Annotated in this window: 17 protein-coding genes and 4 tRNA genes; 13 read left to right on the forward strand and 8 right to left on the reverse strand. The window is 27.9% G+C overall.

Annotated elements, in window-relative coordinates; translation table 11 throughout:
* The first annotated feature begins 1 nt into the window (after position 1).
* The 3 genes from ACOQN8_RS00535 to ACOQN8_RS00545 all read left to right on the forward strand — a co-directional run bounded on the left by ACOQN8_RS00535 (position 2) and on the right by ACOQN8_RS00545 (position 3,432).
* Positions 2-1,993 (forward strand): sensor histidine kinase, encoded by a 1,992-nt coding sequence (locus tag ACOQN8_RS00535; protein ID WP_420551214.1) that lies wholly within the window; start codon positions 2-4, stop codon positions 1,991-1,993.
* A gap of 1 nt (position 1,994) precedes the next feature.
* Positions 1,995-2,744: a LytR/AlgR family response regulator transcription factor gene (locus ACOQN8_RS00540; protein ID WP_150899791.1), complete on the forward strand. Its 750-nt coding sequence runs from the start codon at positions 1,995-1,997 to the stop codon at positions 2,742-2,744.
* Positions 2,745-2,874: 130 nt separating this feature from the next.
* Positions 2,875-3,432, forward strand: a complete 558-nt coding sequence (locus ACOQN8_RS00545; protein ID WP_150899790.1) for a YqgE/AlgH family protein — start codon at positions 2,875-2,877, stop codon at positions 3,430-3,432.
* On the opposite strand, the gene ACOQN8_RS00550 is transcribed toward ACOQN8_RS00545, so the two are convergent.
* Both ACOQN8_RS00550 and ACOQN8_RS00555 read right to left on the reverse strand, forming a co-directional pair.
* Positions 3,429-4,262 carry an aminotransferase class IV gene (locus ACOQN8_RS00550; RefSeq protein ID WP_420551215.1) on the reverse strand — a complete coding sequence of 278 codons (834 nt, stop codon included), beginning with the start codon at positions 4,260-4,262 and terminating at the stop codon, positions 3,429-3,431. The genes ACOQN8_RS00545 and ACOQN8_RS00550 overlap by 4 nt on opposite strands.
* A 97-nt stretch (positions 4,263-4,359) precedes the next feature.
* Positions 4,360-4,743: an START-like domain-containing protein gene (locus tag ACOQN8_RS00555; RefSeq protein WP_150899788.1), complete on the reverse strand. Its 384-nt coding sequence runs from the start codon at positions 4,741-4,743 to the stop codon at positions 4,360-4,362.
* A 105-nt stretch (positions 4,744-4,848) separates the two neighbouring features.
* Here ACOQN8_RS00555 and ACOQN8_RS00560 point away from each other — a divergent pair.
* Positions 4,849-4,922 (forward strand) — tRNA-Met (locus tag ACOQN8_RS00560).
* A gap of 447 nt (positions 4,923-5,369) precedes the next feature.
* On the opposite strand, the gene ACOQN8_RS00565 is transcribed toward ACOQN8_RS00560, so the two are convergent.
* From ACOQN8_RS00565 to ACOQN8_RS00575, 3 genes are all read right to left on the reverse strand, one after another.
* Complete coding sequence (locus ACOQN8_RS00565) at positions 5,370-5,756, reverse strand: hypothetical protein (protein ID WP_420551216.1); 387 nt, start codon at positions 5,754-5,756, stop codon at positions 5,370-5,372.
* A 361-nt stretch (positions 5,757-6,117) separates the two neighbouring features.
* Positions 6,118-7,662 carry a hypothetical protein gene (locus tag ACOQN8_RS00570; RefSeq protein WP_420551217.1) on the reverse strand — a complete coding sequence of 515 codons (1,545 nt, stop codon included), beginning with the start codon at positions 7,660-7,662 and terminating at the stop codon, positions 6,118-6,120.
* 24 nt (positions 7,663-7,686) lie between these two features.
* Complete coding sequence (locus ACOQN8_RS00575; protein WP_420551218.1) at positions 7,687-8,316, reverse strand: hypothetical protein; 630 nt, start codon at positions 8,314-8,316, stop codon at positions 7,687-7,689.
* Positions 8,317-9,191: 875 nt separating this feature from the next.
* On the opposite strand from ACOQN8_RS00575, the gene ACOQN8_RS00580 reads away from it, so the two are divergent.
* Together ACOQN8_RS00580 and ACOQN8_RS00585 are read left to right on the forward strand one after the other, a co-directional pair.
* The gene (locus tag ACOQN8_RS00580; protein WP_420551219.1) at positions 9,192-9,872 is read left to right on the forward strand and encodes a GLPGLI family protein; all 681 of its coding nucleotides are present in this window, start codon (positions 9,192-9,194) and stop codon (positions 9,870-9,872) included.
* Positions 9,869-10,603, forward strand: coding sequence for a GLPGLI family protein (locus ACOQN8_RS00585; RefSeq protein WP_420551220.1), 735 nt, complete (start codon positions 9,869-9,871; stop codon positions 10,601-10,603). Before ACOQN8_RS00580 ends, ACOQN8_RS00585 begins: the two co-directional genes overlap by 4 nt.
* Before the next feature lie 224 nt (positions 10,604-10,827).
* Here ACOQN8_RS00585 and ACOQN8_RS00590 read toward each other — a convergent pair whose 3' ends face one another.
* Together ACOQN8_RS00590 and ACOQN8_RS00595 are read right to left on the reverse strand one after the other, a co-directional pair.
* The gene (locus tag ACOQN8_RS00590) at positions 10,828-11,259 is read right to left on the reverse strand and encodes a GNAT family N-acetyltransferase (RefSeq protein WP_150899787.1); all 432 of its coding nucleotides are present in this window, start codon (positions 11,257-11,259) and stop codon (positions 10,828-10,830) included.
* On the reverse strand, positions 11,256-12,158 hold the full coding sequence (locus ACOQN8_RS00595; protein WP_420551221.1) for an MBL fold metallo-hydrolase: 903 nt from the start codon (positions 12,156-12,158) through the stop codon (positions 11,256-11,258). The genes ACOQN8_RS00590 and ACOQN8_RS00595 overlap by 4 nt, the downstream gene beginning before the upstream one ends.
* A gap of 240 nt (positions 12,159-12,398) precedes the next feature.
* On the opposite strand from ACOQN8_RS00595, the gene ACOQN8_RS00600 reads away from it, so the two are divergent.
* The 6 genes from ACOQN8_RS00600 (at position 12,399) to ACOQN8_RS00625 (ending at position 14,342) form a co-directional block, all read left to right on the forward strand.
* Positions 12,399-12,551 (forward strand): hypothetical protein, encoded by a 153-nt coding sequence (locus ACOQN8_RS00600; RefSeq protein ID WP_175578698.1) that lies wholly within the window; start codon positions 12,399-12,401, stop codon positions 12,549-12,551.
* Positions 12,552-12,920: 369 nt separating this feature from the next.
* Positions 12,921-13,115, forward strand: a complete 195-nt coding sequence (locus ACOQN8_RS00605; RefSeq protein ID WP_272151862.1) for a hypothetical protein — start codon at positions 12,921-12,923, stop codon at positions 13,113-13,115.
* 345 nt (positions 13,116-13,460) lie between these two features.
* On the forward strand, positions 13,461-13,907 hold the full coding sequence (locus tag ACOQN8_RS00610; protein WP_420551222.1) for a GNAT family N-acetyltransferase: 447 nt from the start codon (positions 13,461-13,463) through the stop codon (positions 13,905-13,907).
* Between the two features lie 128 nt (positions 13,908-14,035).
* Positions 14,036-14,108, forward strand: a tRNA-Gly gene (locus ACOQN8_RS00615).
* Positions 14,109-14,152: 44 nt separating this feature from the next.
* Positions 14,153-14,225: transfer RNA gene (locus tag ACOQN8_RS00620), tRNA-Gly, on the forward strand.
* Positions 14,226-14,269: 44 nt separating this feature from the next.
* Positions 14,270-14,342, forward strand: a tRNA-Gly gene (locus ACOQN8_RS00625).
* Positions 14,343-14,373: 31 nt separating this feature from the next.
* Here the strand turns inward: ACOQN8_RS00625 and ACOQN8_RS00630 are convergent.
* Positions 14,374-15,024, reverse strand: a complete 651-nt coding sequence (locus ACOQN8_RS00630) for a rhomboid family intramembrane serine protease (protein WP_420551223.1) — start codon at positions 15,022-15,024, stop codon at positions 14,374-14,376.
* Positions 15,025-15,115: 91 nt separating this feature from the next.
* Here ACOQN8_RS00630 and ACOQN8_RS00635 point away from each other — a divergent pair, with 91 nt between their 5' ends.
* The gene (locus ACOQN8_RS00635; protein ID WP_150899781.1) at positions 15,116-16,027 is read left to right on the forward strand and encodes a lysophospholipid acyltransferase family protein; all 912 of its coding nucleotides are present in this window, start codon (positions 15,116-15,118) and stop codon (positions 16,025-16,027) included.
* Positions 16,028-16,059: the final 32 nt, after the last annotated feature.

A 16,059-nucleotide genomic window follows, 5' to 3' on the forward strand; every position in this document is an offset into this window, starting at 1 on the left:
TATGAAGTTTTATAAATTAATACTTTTCATCCTTTTTTTTCTAATAGTAACTAAGACAGTTGCTCAACTAAACTCTTTAAAAAATTATACCTTAAACGATGGATTACCTAGTTTAAAAATTAACGATATAACACAAGATAACACAGGCCATTTATGGTTTGCTACCGACAAAGGAATTATTCGTTTTGATGGAAATGATTTTACAAATTATACTACCAAAAACAATTTAATTTCTAACAAAACGCAAATTGTTTCTGAAAAAAACAACACTCTTTTAATTGGAACCAATAAAGGTTTAAGCATTAAAACCTATAATAAGTTTATAAACTTTGAGAGCAAGAGAATCAATTGTATATTAAAAACACCTGAACACACTTTTTTAGGAACTAACAAAGGAATTTTAAGAGTACGTGAAGATTTCCTATCCCCTATTCGAACCAATTTTCAAATCGATTTAAATAGTATTAACGATTTAGAATTCGATGGTACTTTCTTTTGGATTGCAACAAACAAAGGTTTATGGAAACTTGATAAATTAATTAATCCTACTCTCTTAAAAAGAATAGATTTAGGAAATTACACTTCTATATTAATTGACAATAAAAATGTAATCACTTCTACCTATAAAAACGGTCTTAAAATTATAAAAAATAACAAAGCCGAATCACTTAGTAACTCTCCAAAGAAAATAAATGACATTGTAAAAATAGATAACGAATTATGGATTGTTTCAAAAGACGAAGGAATAGAAATACTTGACAAAAATTATTCTTTTATCAAGCGTATAAACAAGTATAACACTCTAAAAACAAACCAAATAAACACCGTTTTCCAGGATATTCAAAAAAATATATGGATTGCCACCAATAATCATGGTATTTATAAATTTACTAGAAATAATGATTCACCTATAAAACCTAAAATAGCTTTCCAGAACATCGAAGTTGTTTACCAATCTATTGACTCTATTGATATTAATAATTATACTAAAACACTACAATTAAAACCTAATCAAAATCACATATCTTTTAGTTATAAAACAGCAAATATTAATGCTCCTAAAAAAGTAAAATACCGCTATAAATTAAATGATCAGTTTAGTCCATGGACATTTAATTCTTCTATAAACTTAGCTAATTTAAATTCTGGAGATTATAATTTTTCAATACAATCAAAAGTTAATGGGTTAGAAAGTGACCCAGTAAAATTTCATTTTTATATTGATAAACCTCTATATCAAAAAAGCTGGTTCCAACAACTAAGCGGTGCTATAATTATATTAGTGCTAACGAGCATTATTATTAATTATATCAGAAAAATAAAAAGGAAAAACAAAGCTAAAGTTGAAAAGCTAGAATTAAAAAATCACTTATTATCATTAGAACAGAAAGCATTACAGCTACAAATGAATCCTCATTTTATTTTCAATGTTTTAAACGGAATAAAAGCTTTAGGAAATTCTGGAAAATCTACTGAACTCAATGTAACTATTAGCAAATTTGCAACTCTTTTGCGTGGTGTATTAAACAATTCAAGACAGGAAGAAGTTAATCTAAAGGAGGAAATTGCGATACTTAAAAACTACATAGAGTTAGAACAACAAATGAGCACAAATCCTTTTGAGTATGTTATAAATACAAATTTTGAATTTGATTCAGAAGAAATATTGATTCCGCCAATGCTTATTCAACCATTTATAGAAAACAGCATTAAACATGGAATTAAAAGCATAGCAAGTGGTCTTATTACCATTAACTTTTCTACTCAAAAAGATTTTTTACTTTGTGCTATTATTGACAACGGAATAGGAATTAATCAATCTAAGAAAAACAAAAAAAACACCAATCATAATTCAATTGCTATAAAAGTAACAGAAGAACGTATAAAAGCTTTATCGAAAAAAAGTAAATTTAGCATTGAGGAAATTACTGAAAATAATTTAGTTAGAGGAACTAAAGTATTTTTTAAAATACCTTTAAAAACTGACTTTTAATATGGAAAAACTGACTGCAATAATTGTTGACGATATGCCTTCTGCATTAGAACTATTACAAAACGATATTAATAACCAACATGCAGAAATAGAAATAATCGGAACAGCAAAAAGTGTAGTAGAAGCTTCTAAATTATTGCGTAAACAACAACCAGATATTCTTTTTTTAGATATAATGTTAGGAGATGGAACTGGCTTTGATGTTTTAGAAATTCATCCAGATTTATCTTCAAAAATAATCTTCGTTACCGCTAGCGACGAATATGCTATTAAGGCTTTTAAATTTGCTGCTATAGATTATGTTTTAAAGCCTTATTCAAATGAAGATTTATCTAACGCTATAAGTAAAGCTAAAAATCAAATTACACCCGATAAAGAGCAATTAACAGTACTACAACAATCTATAAAACAACCCAATTTACACCCAAAAAAGATTTCTTTAAACACTTCTGACAAAATTGTTGTTGTTAATTTAATGGATATTGTTAGATGTAAAGCAGACAATAATTACACGGAATTTTTTATGAATGATGGTCAAAAAATACTAGTAGGAAAAACATTAAAATACTACGCTGATATGCTCAAAGATTTAGGATTCCTACGTGTTCACCAAAGTCATTTAGTTAATTTACAATACATTAAGGAATTCATAAAGTCAGATGGAGGCTATTTAGTTTTAAAAAATAAAACTACAGTTCCCGTTTCTGTTAGAAAAAAGAACGAAGTTATTGCTGTTTTAGAAAGGATTTGATCTTCAATAAAAAGAAGCTAAAAGCAATAATCTTCAAAAGGATTTTCCCTTAAATTGCACGTATTTTAATCTTTTTGTTAAATTTTTATTAAAATTTTCTTTATTTTAGTAGAACAAACTAGAATGAAATATGGTTGCACTAAAACCTGAAAGGGGCAGATTATTGATTGCAGAACCTGCTATTTTAAATGATAGTTCTTTTAAAAGAGCTATTATTTTGCTTACAGAACATACTGAAAGTAGTTCGGTTGGATTTATATTAAATAGACCTTTAAACTACACTCTAAACGATTTAGTACCTGAAATAGACTGTGATTTCACTGTATATCAAGGAGGCCCTGTAGAACAAGACAATTTGTACTTTATACACAAAGTACCTCATTTAATACCTAACAGTATTGAAGTAGCTAATGGTATCTTTTGGGGAGGGAATTTTGAACTTTTAAAAGAGCTACTTAATAATAATCTTTTAGAACCAACAGACATTCGTTTCTTCTTAGGATATTCTGGTTGGGGAGTAAATCAATTAGAAGACGAGCTTTATTCCAACTCTTGGTTTGTATCAGAAAATGATTACAGAAATATTCTTTCAACCAACAACGAAACCTTTTGGAAAGATCAATTACTTCAAAAAGGTGGTAAATATAAAATTTGGGCTAATGCTCCTAGTGATGTTCAAATGAATTAACTCGCTGTAAGCATTAATACATTAAGATTACTTTTTAGTTTGTTTGTTATCTCAGAAACAAATTGTTTCTTTCTGTAATTAGTAACTGGCTGTATTCCTATGATTGCGTTGGTTATAAAAACTTCGTCTGCCTTCTGAATTTCGAATGGAGAAATTGAAGTTTCTTCAATAGTATAGTCTGGATGTTTTTCTACAATTTCAATAATCTTCTTTCTAAGAACACCTTTTATACATCCTTCTGTTAAAGCTGGGGTTTTAATAACCTTATTTTTTATGATAAAAATATTTCCATTGGTTGCCTCTACTACCCCTTTTCTTTCATTCAATAAAATACAATTATCTAAATCATTTTCCTCTGCAAAAACAGCTGATAATGTATTCAACATTCTATTGGTAGTTTTCACTGTAGATAATAATCCTGAATAATTATAAAAGTCTTTAAATAAGTCTACTTTATAAACTGGTTTTTCTTTATACTCAAACTCTTTTACTTCGATTAAATAATCTACTTCATTAGACTTAGGCGCATATAAACCTCCGTCTTTCCTATATACTGTTAGTCGAACTCTATAAGTTTTGGTTCTTTCAAGGTTTTCAATAGTTTTTAAGATTTCATCTTGTAAAAACTCTAAGGTAAATTTCATCGGAATTTTCATTCTTAACATCCTCATAGAAGCCATTAACCTAAAATAATGATCTTCAAAGAAAACTACTTTTCCTTTTGATACTTTTATCGTTTCAAAAATAGCATCACCATATTTAAATGCTCTATTCTCACTTGAAAGTTGTAATTCGTTTTCAGAAATTATTTCTCCGTTAAAATTTATCATTCTTCAAAAATTTGACTGCAAAATTACGACTTAGGTAATTATTACACATAAAAAAACTCGACAAAATGTCGAGTTTTTTTATTGTTCTATATAAATATTAAGCACCTATGTTATGCTTTAAATTTTCTATTTGATTTTCCCATAACAATTTTGCTTCTTCAGCATCATCTTCATCGTCTGCGAAATCGGTAATAATAATCGCTACATCTTTAGTTAAAGGATCAACTTGTATTCTAAATTCAAAGTAACTTTCATCACCTTCGCTTTCTGTCCACTTAAATTTTATTAACTCATTATTTTTTTTGGTAACAATTTTAGCTTCTTCTTCAGAACCGTCCCAAATAAAAGTCATTATTTTACCTCGAGAATTCACTCTATCAGCAAACCACTCTTCTAATCCTGAAGGAGTTGCTAAGCATTGATATAACATACTCGGAGAAGCATGCACAGGAAACTCTAATTCGAATTTTACTTTACTCATTTGTATTTTCTTAAAGTAGGCAAGATAGATATTTATTTTTTTAAAAAAAAATCACATTTTTTCATTGTTCAATTAAAAAGAAGTGCTATATTTGCACCCGCAAACGGCGAGGTAGCTCAGTTGGTTAGAGCGCAGGATTCATAACCCTGAGGTCGGCAGTTCAAATCTGCTCTTCGCTACGAAAATTCGAAGAGCCCTTTATTTTAAAGGGCTCTTTCGTTTTTCACTAAAAAAGCGTGTCAAAAACTCGCCAATTGGTATTTAAATTTTTACATACAAATCACGCATTTGTCGTAAAAAAAAATGTCAAAATCTCAAAATCAAAAAAATCTAATCCCCTTTATAGATTACGTTCCAGTCTCTTGTAATATTAGTAAAGGTTATTTTTAACCTCTTTCCCATTAATACGAATGGTTAGGTTTAGATTGGTGTTTTTAGTTTTAGCCATTGCTTTGCTTGTTTAGTTCTACAACAACTCCTTTTATATGTGCACTTACGGCATTGGTTCTGGTTTCTGAAAGCCCTTCTGATAGTAATTCTAATGCACCACTTTTTTGATAGATATCATCAAATAGTCCTTTGGCTTTTAATTTGAATGGATGTGATTTACGTACAAAAGCAGTATTTTAAAGTTGTACGATGTGCTCGGTTCTGGAAGAAGCTCCGTAATGATGGATAAACCCATATTGGTTGGATGTTAAGTTTAACCCCAACAACCTATGTGAACCTGTTTTGGCTTTTACTTTGGTAGCCTCCAATATGGGTTCTATTGGTTTACCATTAGGTGCTATACCTCCGAGATTATGAATTTTTAAACTCCTTGATATTTTATTTTTTACATAGCTCTCAACCATCTTAGCTGCTTTTGCACATGCAGCTTTGAGTTTTCTATACTCATCTCTTAACTTGATTAGCTTTTCACGTTTTTGGCTATCAGTTAATAAAGGATCTCTTTCTATACATTCTATGTCTATATAGATTTTAAATAAGGTTTCTAAACTTAAACTTCCCATAGCTCTATAGTTTTAGGAGTTTAAATTGATTTTGAGATTTAGGTGAGTCCTCTTTCTCTAGTGTTACTTGTCGCATAGTTAATATTTTTTAAAAGACCCGAGTATGTTTGCGACAAATAACACCAATTAAAAATTGAAGTATGTAATCTTCCGATTACCACACTCGGGCTATGATTTATAAAATAATTTTTGGGACTCATTGTTTCTTAATTGTTTAATATGTTAAATGTCGCACATCAAATATATTAAAAACCAATGAATTATATATAAAAAAGAAAATACCCGAATAAGTTCGCCAAAAACAAATGCTATTTAACATAGTAATGTACAACCTAGAGATTGTCTTGTTCGAGGTTTATTGTTATGTATTTTTAAATCTCCTAAAAGCAATTAATGCTTGAAATATAAAAGCAGCTAAAAAAACATTTTTGATAATATTAAATGCCTCCCAAATTTTATTTACATTATTTAATCCAGTAACTTTTTCTATCGTATTTGTAGGTAAAAGGAATTGAACAAACATTCCAACTGTATTAAAAGCATTAGACAAACTCCAAGAAAAATCATAGTGAAATAATAAAAATGGAATTATAAAAATTAGATTACTAATAAGCATCCATTTAAAAATTGGTCTAACCCAACTTAATCCAAAATTATTTGATTTTTCATTAAAATTCAGTAAAACCCTATCTTTCCATGATTTATCTCTAAACAACCATTTAAATGATTTTTTTTCACTTTTCAAAATAGATTGTTCACACCTTAATACTTCACGGTTAAATATAAGTTCTTGAGATTTATCTTTTCTTTTAATTGCATCTTCTTTTAAAGCTATAAATAATGCTTTATGATGATAAACATGATTTTTTTCTTTATCTAAAATATTATATGGGCCAAAATATAAATCTTCAGAACTGTCAGTTGTTTCCATTTTATTAATTTCATTTTTCCCAAAAAAGAATAATTTTTTACCAACTATATTAATTACATTGATCTTATTATCTCTAAAACTAAATACAACATTTGAATAAACAAACTCGACATCATTATGATTGATATTTAATTTTGAATCTAGCTCCAATAAATATTCAAGTATATCTTTATTTTTGATGTCTTCAATTTTTTCATCTTTAATTTTTTCATAAAACTTTTCTCTAGCTTTAATAAAACCATCATTATTGATTCTCCTTTCAAAAGTCTTCGAAGCTCTTAGCTTTCCAAACACCATATTTGTTAACCTCCAGTTACTAGACTTTAAACCATGAGTATCATCTCCTTCAGTTGCAGCACCTAAAGATATATGCCTATTATCAAATTCATTGTTAGAAAAATTCACGTAACAATCATCGTAATTTGCATTCAAATATAAATCAACATCAATAAATTTATTATTAAAAAAATTAAGTTTACCATATTTAGACAAACCTAAATTTATATAAGGATTACCATTAAAACCTGGTTTTCTAACAAATTCATTATTCTCAAAACTTAAATAAACACCACCTTTATATTGATGCTTTACTAAGGTAGAATTAATAGGGTAATTTTCTGATATTGGTAAATTTTTAAAAGAAAATCCTTCTGAAGCACAAAGAATTTTTAAATTTTTAATACAAATTTTATACTTAACAAAATACTCTCGTCCATTTTCTTCAATTACCTCCGCTTTAACTAATTGTATGAACTCAAAATTATCTTTTAAATCATTCTGGTTAATTAATCCTTTAATTTTTCTTATGTAAGCATTATAATCCCATTGAATTCCACCATGTAAATTTCTTGAATAATACTCATGATATTTTTGAGTATGAATAGATTGTTCATTTGCATTTAAATTACGACTAGAAATTATTTCACTTAATAATTTATCATCAATCTCTTTAAATTTTATCTTTTTACTTGCCATTTTTCCATCTCTAATAAAAACAACCTATTTTTTAACAGCTTTAACTTTATATAATATAAAATCTAGGTTTGAATTAATTTCTTTTAACCTCTCAATGATTAATACTTTTTCATCATTATTAGATAAAACAATATTCTCAACTTTACTCAACAAACTATCTTGTGACACTAACACTTTTTGAAGTAATTTATTAGTATTTAAAACTTCTCGATTATTATCTAAAATTACATATTCAATTTCCTTTGAAAATCCTTCAATAGATACTTTCTGAGTACCATTAGCAAAAAACAAAATTAAGGGAAGGATAACACTTATTAATGATATTCCTATAGCTAAATAGGAATGCCTCTTTGCTGAAATTGAATTTATTCTTGCTTCTTTTAGTTCTACATATTCAATATACTGAAATAAAGATTCTGAGCTTAATCTAAAGTTTTTACTATCATTTACTGGACTAACCCCAGCACCTGGATTATTAATTACCCTATATCTTTCTTTATGATCAAAGTTTCTATAAAACCAGCTCCTAAATAATCCTTCATCTAAAGAATATTTTAAACTCTTTAACTTAGTTAAGATATCATTAAATGAAATCCCATCATCACCTGATTCATAACCAATTTCTAAAGCTTTAATATATAAGTTTGTTGTCATACTTTTTAAAACAAATATATTAAAGATAACCCTCTAATTTTTACGGATTTCCCTTGCAATAGGTAAGGATTTACCCTATATCTTAAAATCAACAAACTTGCGTGATATCCTCCCAATCATCAGCAACAATAGAAAGTGGTTCTTTGGTTTTTAAGTCGAAGGTAAATTCCATTCCAAACAAGGCATCTTTTCCTCTATAAGTTACCTCATTAAAACGTACACAATCTTTTATAAAATTATTACTTAGCCAAGCTATTTTGTTGATTCACCACAAATAATTATTCACACTCACCAATCCTTAAACCCCAACACAAAACACTCAAAAAACAACCACTTAAAACACAATAACCTCAAACTTAAAAAACTTTAAAATTTTGTTTTTTCAAAAAAAACCACTTAATTTAGTGGTGTATTTAAAAATTGCTCCCTGAAAATTTCGTCCTGAAATTTCTGTTTAAAAATACTTCCACACTCTATTTAACTATTAAAATTATTTGTCTTAACAAATAACAAGGTGGAAGATGAAAAACCTTAAAAGAGTAGTCATTATTTTTTAAACAGTTTTATATCATGAGAAAAATGTTCTTACTGTTAATTTTAACATTAACTTTTTCAATTCCTTCTTTCTCTAATTATTATTTAACACAAGATTGTGAAGAATAGGCTTCAGATGCTACCGAAACTGAAAAAGAATGGGTCGGAGGATTTTGGGGAGGCTGGAATCACTACGAATATCTAGCTACTTACAGTTATTATCTTGGAGCCTGTGAAGCTTCCAATGCCAATGGAAGTGAAATGCTTGACCCTGTTTTTATTTAAAATTAAAACATAAGGTTATATCTGAAACAGATATAACCTTTTAAAAATTAGAAAGAATGAGGTTATTAGCTTTCATATTAATAATTACACTATCTATTAATGCACAAAACATTGAAGTAACATATCAACAAGCATTGACTGATAAAAGAATTACAAAGTCCAATTCTCCAAAATTCCTAAAAGGCATTAATTATCTTTTAAAATGTAATGCAAACAAATCTGAGTTTTACTTATTACCTATCATAGATAATAAAATTGAAAATCTAAATGCTTTTTTTGTTAGAAGAGTTGGAGGAGAATCTATCTATTTCAAAAACCTTAAAAAAGAAGAAAACATAAGAGTTGTCGATTTGTTTGATGAAAAAAAACTTATAAAATTAAAATCGAAAAATTTTATTTGGAAAATAAGTAGTGAAAAAAAAATGATAGGTAAATACAATTGTTATAAAGCCATTTTACAATTAGATAAAAATTTACCAGAAGTTAAACGCCATAAACCAATTGTTGCATGGTTTTCCCCTAAAATCCCTATACCATTTGGTCCGCTAGGATATGATGGGCTTCCTGGTTTAATATTAAGACTAGATTTAAATGGCAATACAATAGTTGCTAAAAAGATAAAAAACCACCAAAACTTAACTATAAAAAAACCTAAAGGAGAAGAAATTACAGAAGAGGAATTATTTAAAAGATTTAAAAACAAAACTGGTATAGATCTAAAAAAGGAAAGCCTATGAAAAAACTATTTATCATTACTTCTTTAATAATTTCAATCCCTTTACAATCTCAAAATCTAAACATAGAAGTTACTTATGTAAAAGGACTTAAAAAGAAAACAGAAAAAAAACCTAGAGTTTTAAAAGACTTGATCTATTCTTTAATTGTTAATAATAAAGCTTCATTATTCAAACACAATGAAAGCATGAAAATGGACGATAATATGAACAGGAGATTTATAGCTCTTGGTGGAGGTAAAGGTATTTATTATAAAAACTTAAAAGACAAAATAAAATTAAGACAAGTAGAAACAAGAGATGGAGAAAAGTTTAGAATCACTTATCCTATTAATCAATACGAGTGGACTTTATCTAAAGAAAAAAAAATGATAGATAAATATCTATGTTATAAAGCTACTGCGATTTATACTGAATACAATAATTTAAAAAAAGAAAATGTAAAATTCTACATTACTGCTTGGTATACTCCTGACATCCCTTTGCCTTTTGGCCCTGCCGGTTATGATGGATTACCCGGATTAATTTTAGAAGTTAAAAGAGGTGGTTTTTATTTTTTTGCTAGTAAAATAAATAATGCTAATAAAAAATATTTAATAGCATCGCCTAAAAAAGGAAAACTAATCACATTAGAAAACTACAATAAAAAAACTTATCAAAAGTGGTTAGATATTGGTTTAGATAAAGATTATTATAAAAAAAGGAAAAAGACATATAAACAATTAAAAAAATAAATTGTTAGGTAAAACTCTCTTAGTTTTTAAGCTATAACATTATAAGCATTAAAATTTTAAGAACAACCAGAACAATCCATTAAACACCTCTTTATTTTACTAGAATTTTACTATTAAAAGTTACATACAAATTATAGCTTTTTTTTTTAAAACCAACTTTTAAGCTTTATTTCAAAACATTCAAACCTTTTGAATTTAAACTCAAAAGGTTTGAATATTTGTTTTTATACTTTAGTATACATCTTAAAATGTGGCCCTACTTTTTCTACCATAAACTCCTCTCCTACCTTTATGAACTTTAATTTTTCATAAAACATTGTTACTTCTTTACGAGCATTACACCACAAATATTTTATATTCTGTGTTTTTAAAACTTTTACAGCCTCTTCAATTATTATTTTTCCAAAGCCCTTTCCTCTAACTTCAGGTAAAGTTGCCATTCCCCTTAATTGATAATGCTCTCCCTCTAATTCTTTTAAATTATTTTTTATAAATGTTGCTATAGTTACCAACTTCTCTTTATAAAAAACTCCTAAATGGAATGTATCATCTTCTAAATCTTCCTTAAACTTATATGGTAAATCTATTCCTTTACGTAAAACCTCTAACCTTATTTTAGAAGTTTCTCCTGCTATTATTTTTTTAACTTCAATCATTGTTTTAAACTCTTATAAATAGTTTCTCTCATTTCTTTTGCTGATATAAACCACCCTCCATATTCTTCCTTATACTCCTTTGTTATATCTTCATCATTAGAAACCTCTGTTAATGTTTTCCCTTTTTCTATATTTTTTTGAACCCTGTCCCTTAAAGTTATCAGCATTTTTCTATACACTTTAAGCTCTTCTTTGGTTGATAAACCTCTATGCCCCGGTATAATAACCGTTTTATCATTAGACATTAATAACACTTTATCTATAGAAGCGATATACCCATTAATACTTCCTCCACTATCTAAATCAATAAAAGGAAATTTTCCCTGAAAATAGGTGTCTCCCATATGAATAACATTACTATTCAAAAAATAAATATGAGAGTCTCCATCGGTATGTGCATTATGCACATGCGAAACCAGTATATCTTCACCATCTATATGAAAATTCATATCGTTAGTATAAGTTATCACTGGTAAAGCTTCCTTGGGTGAAGCTTTTTTTAGCCTTCCTCTTACTTTTTGATCAGTACTCATTCTTTTTCGAACATTTTCTTGTGAAAAAATCAAAACATCATGTTTTCTCATATTTTCATTCCCACCAGTATGATCTCCATGCCAATGTGTATTCACTAAATATTTAATTGGTTTGTCGGATATTTCTTTAACCTTGGCTAAAATTTTATTGGTTAATGGTGCAAATTGATCATCAATCATAAAAACACTCTTATTACCTACAAATAAACCAATGTTCCCCCCTTGTCCTTGTAGCATATAAATATTGTCCGTTATTTTTTTAGCTGTTATTTTAACTTCTTTCCTTTGTCCTAAAAGATTAAAACATAAAAAAAACAACAAACCGGACAATACTACATTTCGTAGTTTCCATTTTATTTTCCCCATATACTTATTATTATATTCCCTTTATAATTGCTACCAGTAAGTTACTATTTTATTTTTTAAAATAATAACTTACATACATATAAATCGATACTTTTTTATTCAACAAAGCAGTTCATCGATTAAAATTTTACTTTATCGTTTATTTTTCGCAATTCATCTTAGCCTTTTATCACCTAATCTAAAATTTTTCTTAACTCCTCTTTTTCACAAGTATTTTTGAAAACACAAACAATAAATATTATGAAAAAAACAACTCCAATAACCGTACAATTATTAAAAACCGATGGATACTTTTTTAAGATAAAACTTTCTCACTTAGAAGTTCCAATCACAGTTAACAAAGAGTATTACGATAATCTTATTAAGAACTCTAAAGATTTTAAAATCATTTAATTCATAATTATATCATAATAGTGTTTATAAATTTTTATCTCAATAACTTTATAGTTAACTTTGTTGTAAATATTTTACGCTATGGTTTTTATCATTAAATTATTCTTGTACTTACTTAAGTTTACTTTTGGATTTACCCTTATTATCTTAAACTTTTTATTAAATAAATAATAAGCTCTAGCTTTCTTATTATCCTAGTATATACAGTAGTTAATTTCTAACTATATTTTAAGTATATATATACTATCAAAAGATTTTTTTCTATAAATTATTTTTATAAAATAACTAGTCCAATTCCTTTTTGTTCATAATTATTTGTTGTTACTTTTACAATACAGTAAACCTTCAAAATAATTAAAAAACTGTATTATGACTAATTCAATCTTAGACTTAGAAAACATTTCATTAATTACAAAATCTATTCAAAAAACACTCTTTGGTGGTAACACTGACCCAAATCATTTTTACGATTGTCATGGAGCCTATACTCGTTGTAACTTAAAACATCCTGAAGATTTTGATGCTTTTGATCATTGTATGGCTAGAGAAGGATGTAGAGAATAAACACTATTATTTAGCTACTCATTATTTACGATATTTCTTTATTTATTTTATGTCTAAAACTGTTCTTTAAAGATACTTTTGGATAATCAGCAAATTTAGACATAACATTAAATATCAAATGCTAAAGCAATTAAAAGAGTTATTTCATTTAAATAACTCTTTTTTTTTAGGGTTTATAAAAATTTACCTGTTTAATACAATGAAATTAATAATGTAACAACAAATTACTTTATCAAGAATTTAATATTATCTTAGAAAAGAGGTGTCTGTAAATGATAACCTCTTTTCTTTTTTTAACACCTTTTATACAAGCCTTTTTTTATCTTTACATAAAATTAACTACTTATGAATTTAAGCTTTAAAGCTATAGATAAAAAAGACATCTTATCGATTCTTCCACTTCTAAAAAAAGTAAACACAACTACTCCACATGATATTTTAGAAAAACGTGTTTCAGAAATGATTAAATATGATACTTATGAATGTGTTGGAGTTTTTGACGAAGATAAATTAATTGGAATTTCTGGACTTTGGTATAGTTTAAGACATTACTCTGGTAAAAGTGTTGAGCCTGATCATGTTATTATTGACGAAACCTACCGAGGAAAAAATATTGGTAAACAATTCTTTAACTGGATTTATGAATATACAAAATCTAAAGGCTGTGAAGTAATAGAACTAAATACTTACACAGGTAACAGAAAGTCTCATAAATTTTACTACAACGAAGGTTTTGAAATCTATGGCTTTCATTTTCTGAAAGTTATGAGAGAAGATCAAAAATTCTATTAATTTTTTCTTTTTTTTCATTGTAAATAATAGAAACTATACTATATTTGCAACCGCTTTTAACAACAAGTAATTTAATTGTTATTAAAAGTTAAAGAACAACAAGAAATTGTTAAAAGTCTTTACCTAATGCGAGAGTAGCTCAGTTGGTAGAGCGTCAGCCTTCCAAGCTGAATGTCGCCGGTTCGAACCCGGTCTCTCGCTCAAATTAAAATATGACAAGTAATTGTCAAAAAGTCTTTACCTATGCGAGAGTAGCTCAGTTGGTAGAGCGTCAGCCTTCCAAGCTGAATGTCGCCGGTTCGAACCCGGTCTCTCGCTCAAATTAAAATACGACAAGTAATTGTCAAAAAGTCTTTATCAATGCGAGAGTAGCTCAGTTGGTAGAGCGTCAGCCTTCCAAGCTGAATGTCGCCGGTTCGAACCCGGTCTCTCGCTCAAAAAAACCGAAACAAATGTTTTGGTTTTTTTATTCATTTAACTTTAGCTTATCTCCAAACAAAAACATCACTAAAATAATTAGCCCCATTACCCCAATCATTATTGGATTGTTACTAACAACACTAGGTTTCAAAAACAATGTTAAAACATAACCTCCTATAGCCCCACCTAAATGCGCTGAGTGACCAATATTCCCCAACTGTTTCTTCATCCCATAAATTGAATACACTAAATAACCTATTCCTAACGCATAAGCCGGAAAGTCTATAAAAGGAAAAAATATAAAACGATATGTTTTACTAGGATACAACATAATTGCAGAAAACATAATACCAGAAACAGCTCCAGACGCACCTACTGCACTATAATAAAACTCGTGTTTATGCTGATATAAAGAATACATACTTCCTAACAATAAACTACCCAAATAAATTAATGCAAAATTTATTGTAGAAAAATTACCGATTACTAAGCCTCCAAAAAGATACAAAGCATACATATTAAACCCTAAATGCACCCAATCTGCATGCAAAAAGCCAGAAGTTAACATCCTTACTTTTTCTCCATTTAGAATTTTCTGAACTTGAAATTTATAGCGATCAAAAAAAAGAAGATCGTTAAATCCTTTATAGGAAACTAAAACATTGGCAACTATCAATACTAATACTATCTGACTCATAACTTTCTTTAAATATCAACAAACATAATCAAAAGTTAATAAAGTAGTAGATTGATATTTTAATGCGATATTTGCGTTTTAAATTTAAAACATGCAATTACTACTATTTTCTATTGTTTACCCTATAGTTTGGTTGATTTCAAGACTACCAATGAGAATTTTATATTTCTTCTCAGATATCTTCTTTCTTATTCTATACTACCTAGTTGGTTATAGAAAAAAAGTTGTTGAAGCAAACATTAAAATGGCTTTTCCAGAAAAGAATGATTCTGAAGTAAAAAAAATATCTAAAAAATTCTTCAGACACTTTGTCGATTTAATTTTTGAGAGTGTAAAAGCTTTTACTATTAGTGAAAAAGAGATATTGAAACGTTACAAATACAAAAATCCCGAACTGATAAATGAAATTGCAGCGAAAGGAAAAAGCATTGCTTTAGTTGGCGCACATCAAGCTAATTGGGAATGGTCTATTAACCTACCCCTTGTTCTTAACATTAATGTTGCCGGGGCATATACTAAATTAGGAAATAAATATTTTGAGAAAAAAGTAAAAGAATCTCGAATGAAATTTGGCATCACTGGTTTTAAAACTTCAGAAACGGTTAAAGGGATCCACAAAGACTATATGAATAAAATCCAAAGCTTATACATACTGTTAAGTGACCAATCTCCACAAGTACACAAAACCCATTACTGGACCGAATTTATGGGGGTTAAAGTACCTATTCATACTGGAGCAGAAATGTTAGCTAAAAAATACGATTTTGTAGTTGTTAATTACGTAGCAAAAAAAATAAAAAGAGGATACTTTGAAACTCATTTTGAGCTTATCACTGAAAATCCTAAAGAATTTGACAACTATCAAATTACTGATAAATATTTAAAGATTACTGAAAAGAACATTAAAGACCAACCCGAATTCTATTTATGGTCTCATAAGCGTTTTAAGCATAGAGATAAATATGAAGAATGGCGCAAAAACTATAAAGCTTCTCGAAAATAATCGAGAAGCTTTATTTTTTCATTTACTTTTAT

The organism is Tenacibaculum aiptasiae (assembly GCF_965221665.1).
GTDB lineage: Bacteria > Bacteroidota > Bacteroidia > Flavobacteriales > Flavobacteriaceae > Polaribacter > Polaribacter aiptasiae.

What these genes read in the sequence shown, in the direction of transcription:
- ACOQN8_RS00540 (WP_150899791.1), top strand. Translation starts at nt 1,995, where the DNA reads ATGGAAAAACTGACTGCAATAATTGTTGACGATATGCCTTCTGCATTA.
- ACOQN8_RS00565 (WP_420551216.1), bottom strand. Translation starts at nt 5,756, where the DNA reads ATGGGAAGTTTAAGTTTAGAAACCTTATTTAAAATCTATATAGACATA.
- ACOQN8_RS00600 (WP_175578698.1), top strand. Translation starts at nt 12,399, where the DNA reads ATGAAAAAAACAACTCCAATAACCGTACAATTATTAAAAACCGATGGA.
- ACOQN8_RS00590 (WP_150899787.1), bottom strand. Translation starts at nt 11,259, where the DNA reads ATGATTGAAGTTAAAAAAATAATAGCAGGAGAAACTTCTAAAATAAGG.
- ACOQN8_RS00555 (WP_150899788.1), bottom strand. Translation starts at nt 4,743, where the DNA reads ATGAGTAAAGTAAAATTCGAATTAGAGTTTCCTGTGCATGCTTCTCCG.
- ACOQN8_RS00545 (WP_150899790.1), top strand. Translation starts at nt 2,875, where the DNA reads ATGGTTGCACTAAAACCTGAAAGGGGCAGATTATTGATTGCAGAACCT.
- ACOQN8_RS00605 (WP_272151862.1), top strand. Translation starts at nt 12,921, where the DNA reads ATGACTAATTCAATCTTAGACTTAGAAAACATTTCATTAATTACAAAA.
- ACOQN8_RS00575 (WP_420551218.1), bottom strand. Translation starts at nt 8,316, where the DNA reads ATGACAACAAACTTATATATTAAAGCTTTAGAAATTGGTTATGAATCA.
- ACOQN8_RS00635 (WP_150899781.1), top strand. Translation starts at nt 15,116, where the DNA reads ATGCAATTACTACTATTTTCTATTGTTTACCCTATAGTTTGGTTGATT.
- ACOQN8_RS00535 (WP_420551214.1), top strand. Translation starts at nt 2, where the DNA reads ATGAAGTTTTATAAATTAATACTTTTCATCCTTTTTTTTCTAATAGTA.
- ACOQN8_RS00630 (WP_420551223.1), bottom strand. Translation starts at nt 15,024, where the DNA reads ATGAGTCAGATAGTATTAGTATTGATAGTTGCCAATGTTTTAGTTTCC.
- ACOQN8_RS00585 (WP_420551220.1), top strand. Translation starts at nt 9,869, where the DNA reads ATGAAAAAACTATTTATCATTACTTCTTTAATAATTTCAATCCCTTTA.
- ACOQN8_RS00580 (WP_420551219.1), top strand. Translation starts at nt 9,192, where the DNA reads ATGAGGTTATTAGCTTTCATATTAATAATTACACTATCTATTAATGCA.
- ACOQN8_RS00610 (WP_420551222.1), top strand. Translation starts at nt 13,461, where the DNA reads ATGAATTTAAGCTTTAAAGCTATAGATAAAAAAGACATCTTATCGATT.
- ACOQN8_RS00570 (WP_420551217.1), bottom strand. Translation starts at nt 7,662, where the DNA reads ATGGCAAGTAAAAAGATAAAATTTAAAGAGATTGATGATAAATTATTA.
- ACOQN8_RS00595 (WP_420551221.1), bottom strand. Translation starts at nt 12,158, where the DNA reads ATGGGGAAAATAAAATGGAAACTACGAAATGTAGTATTGTCCGGTTTG.
- ACOQN8_RS00550 (WP_420551215.1), bottom strand. Translation starts at nt 4,262, where the DNA reads ATGATAAATTTTAACGGAGAAATAATTTCTGAAAACGAATTACAACTT.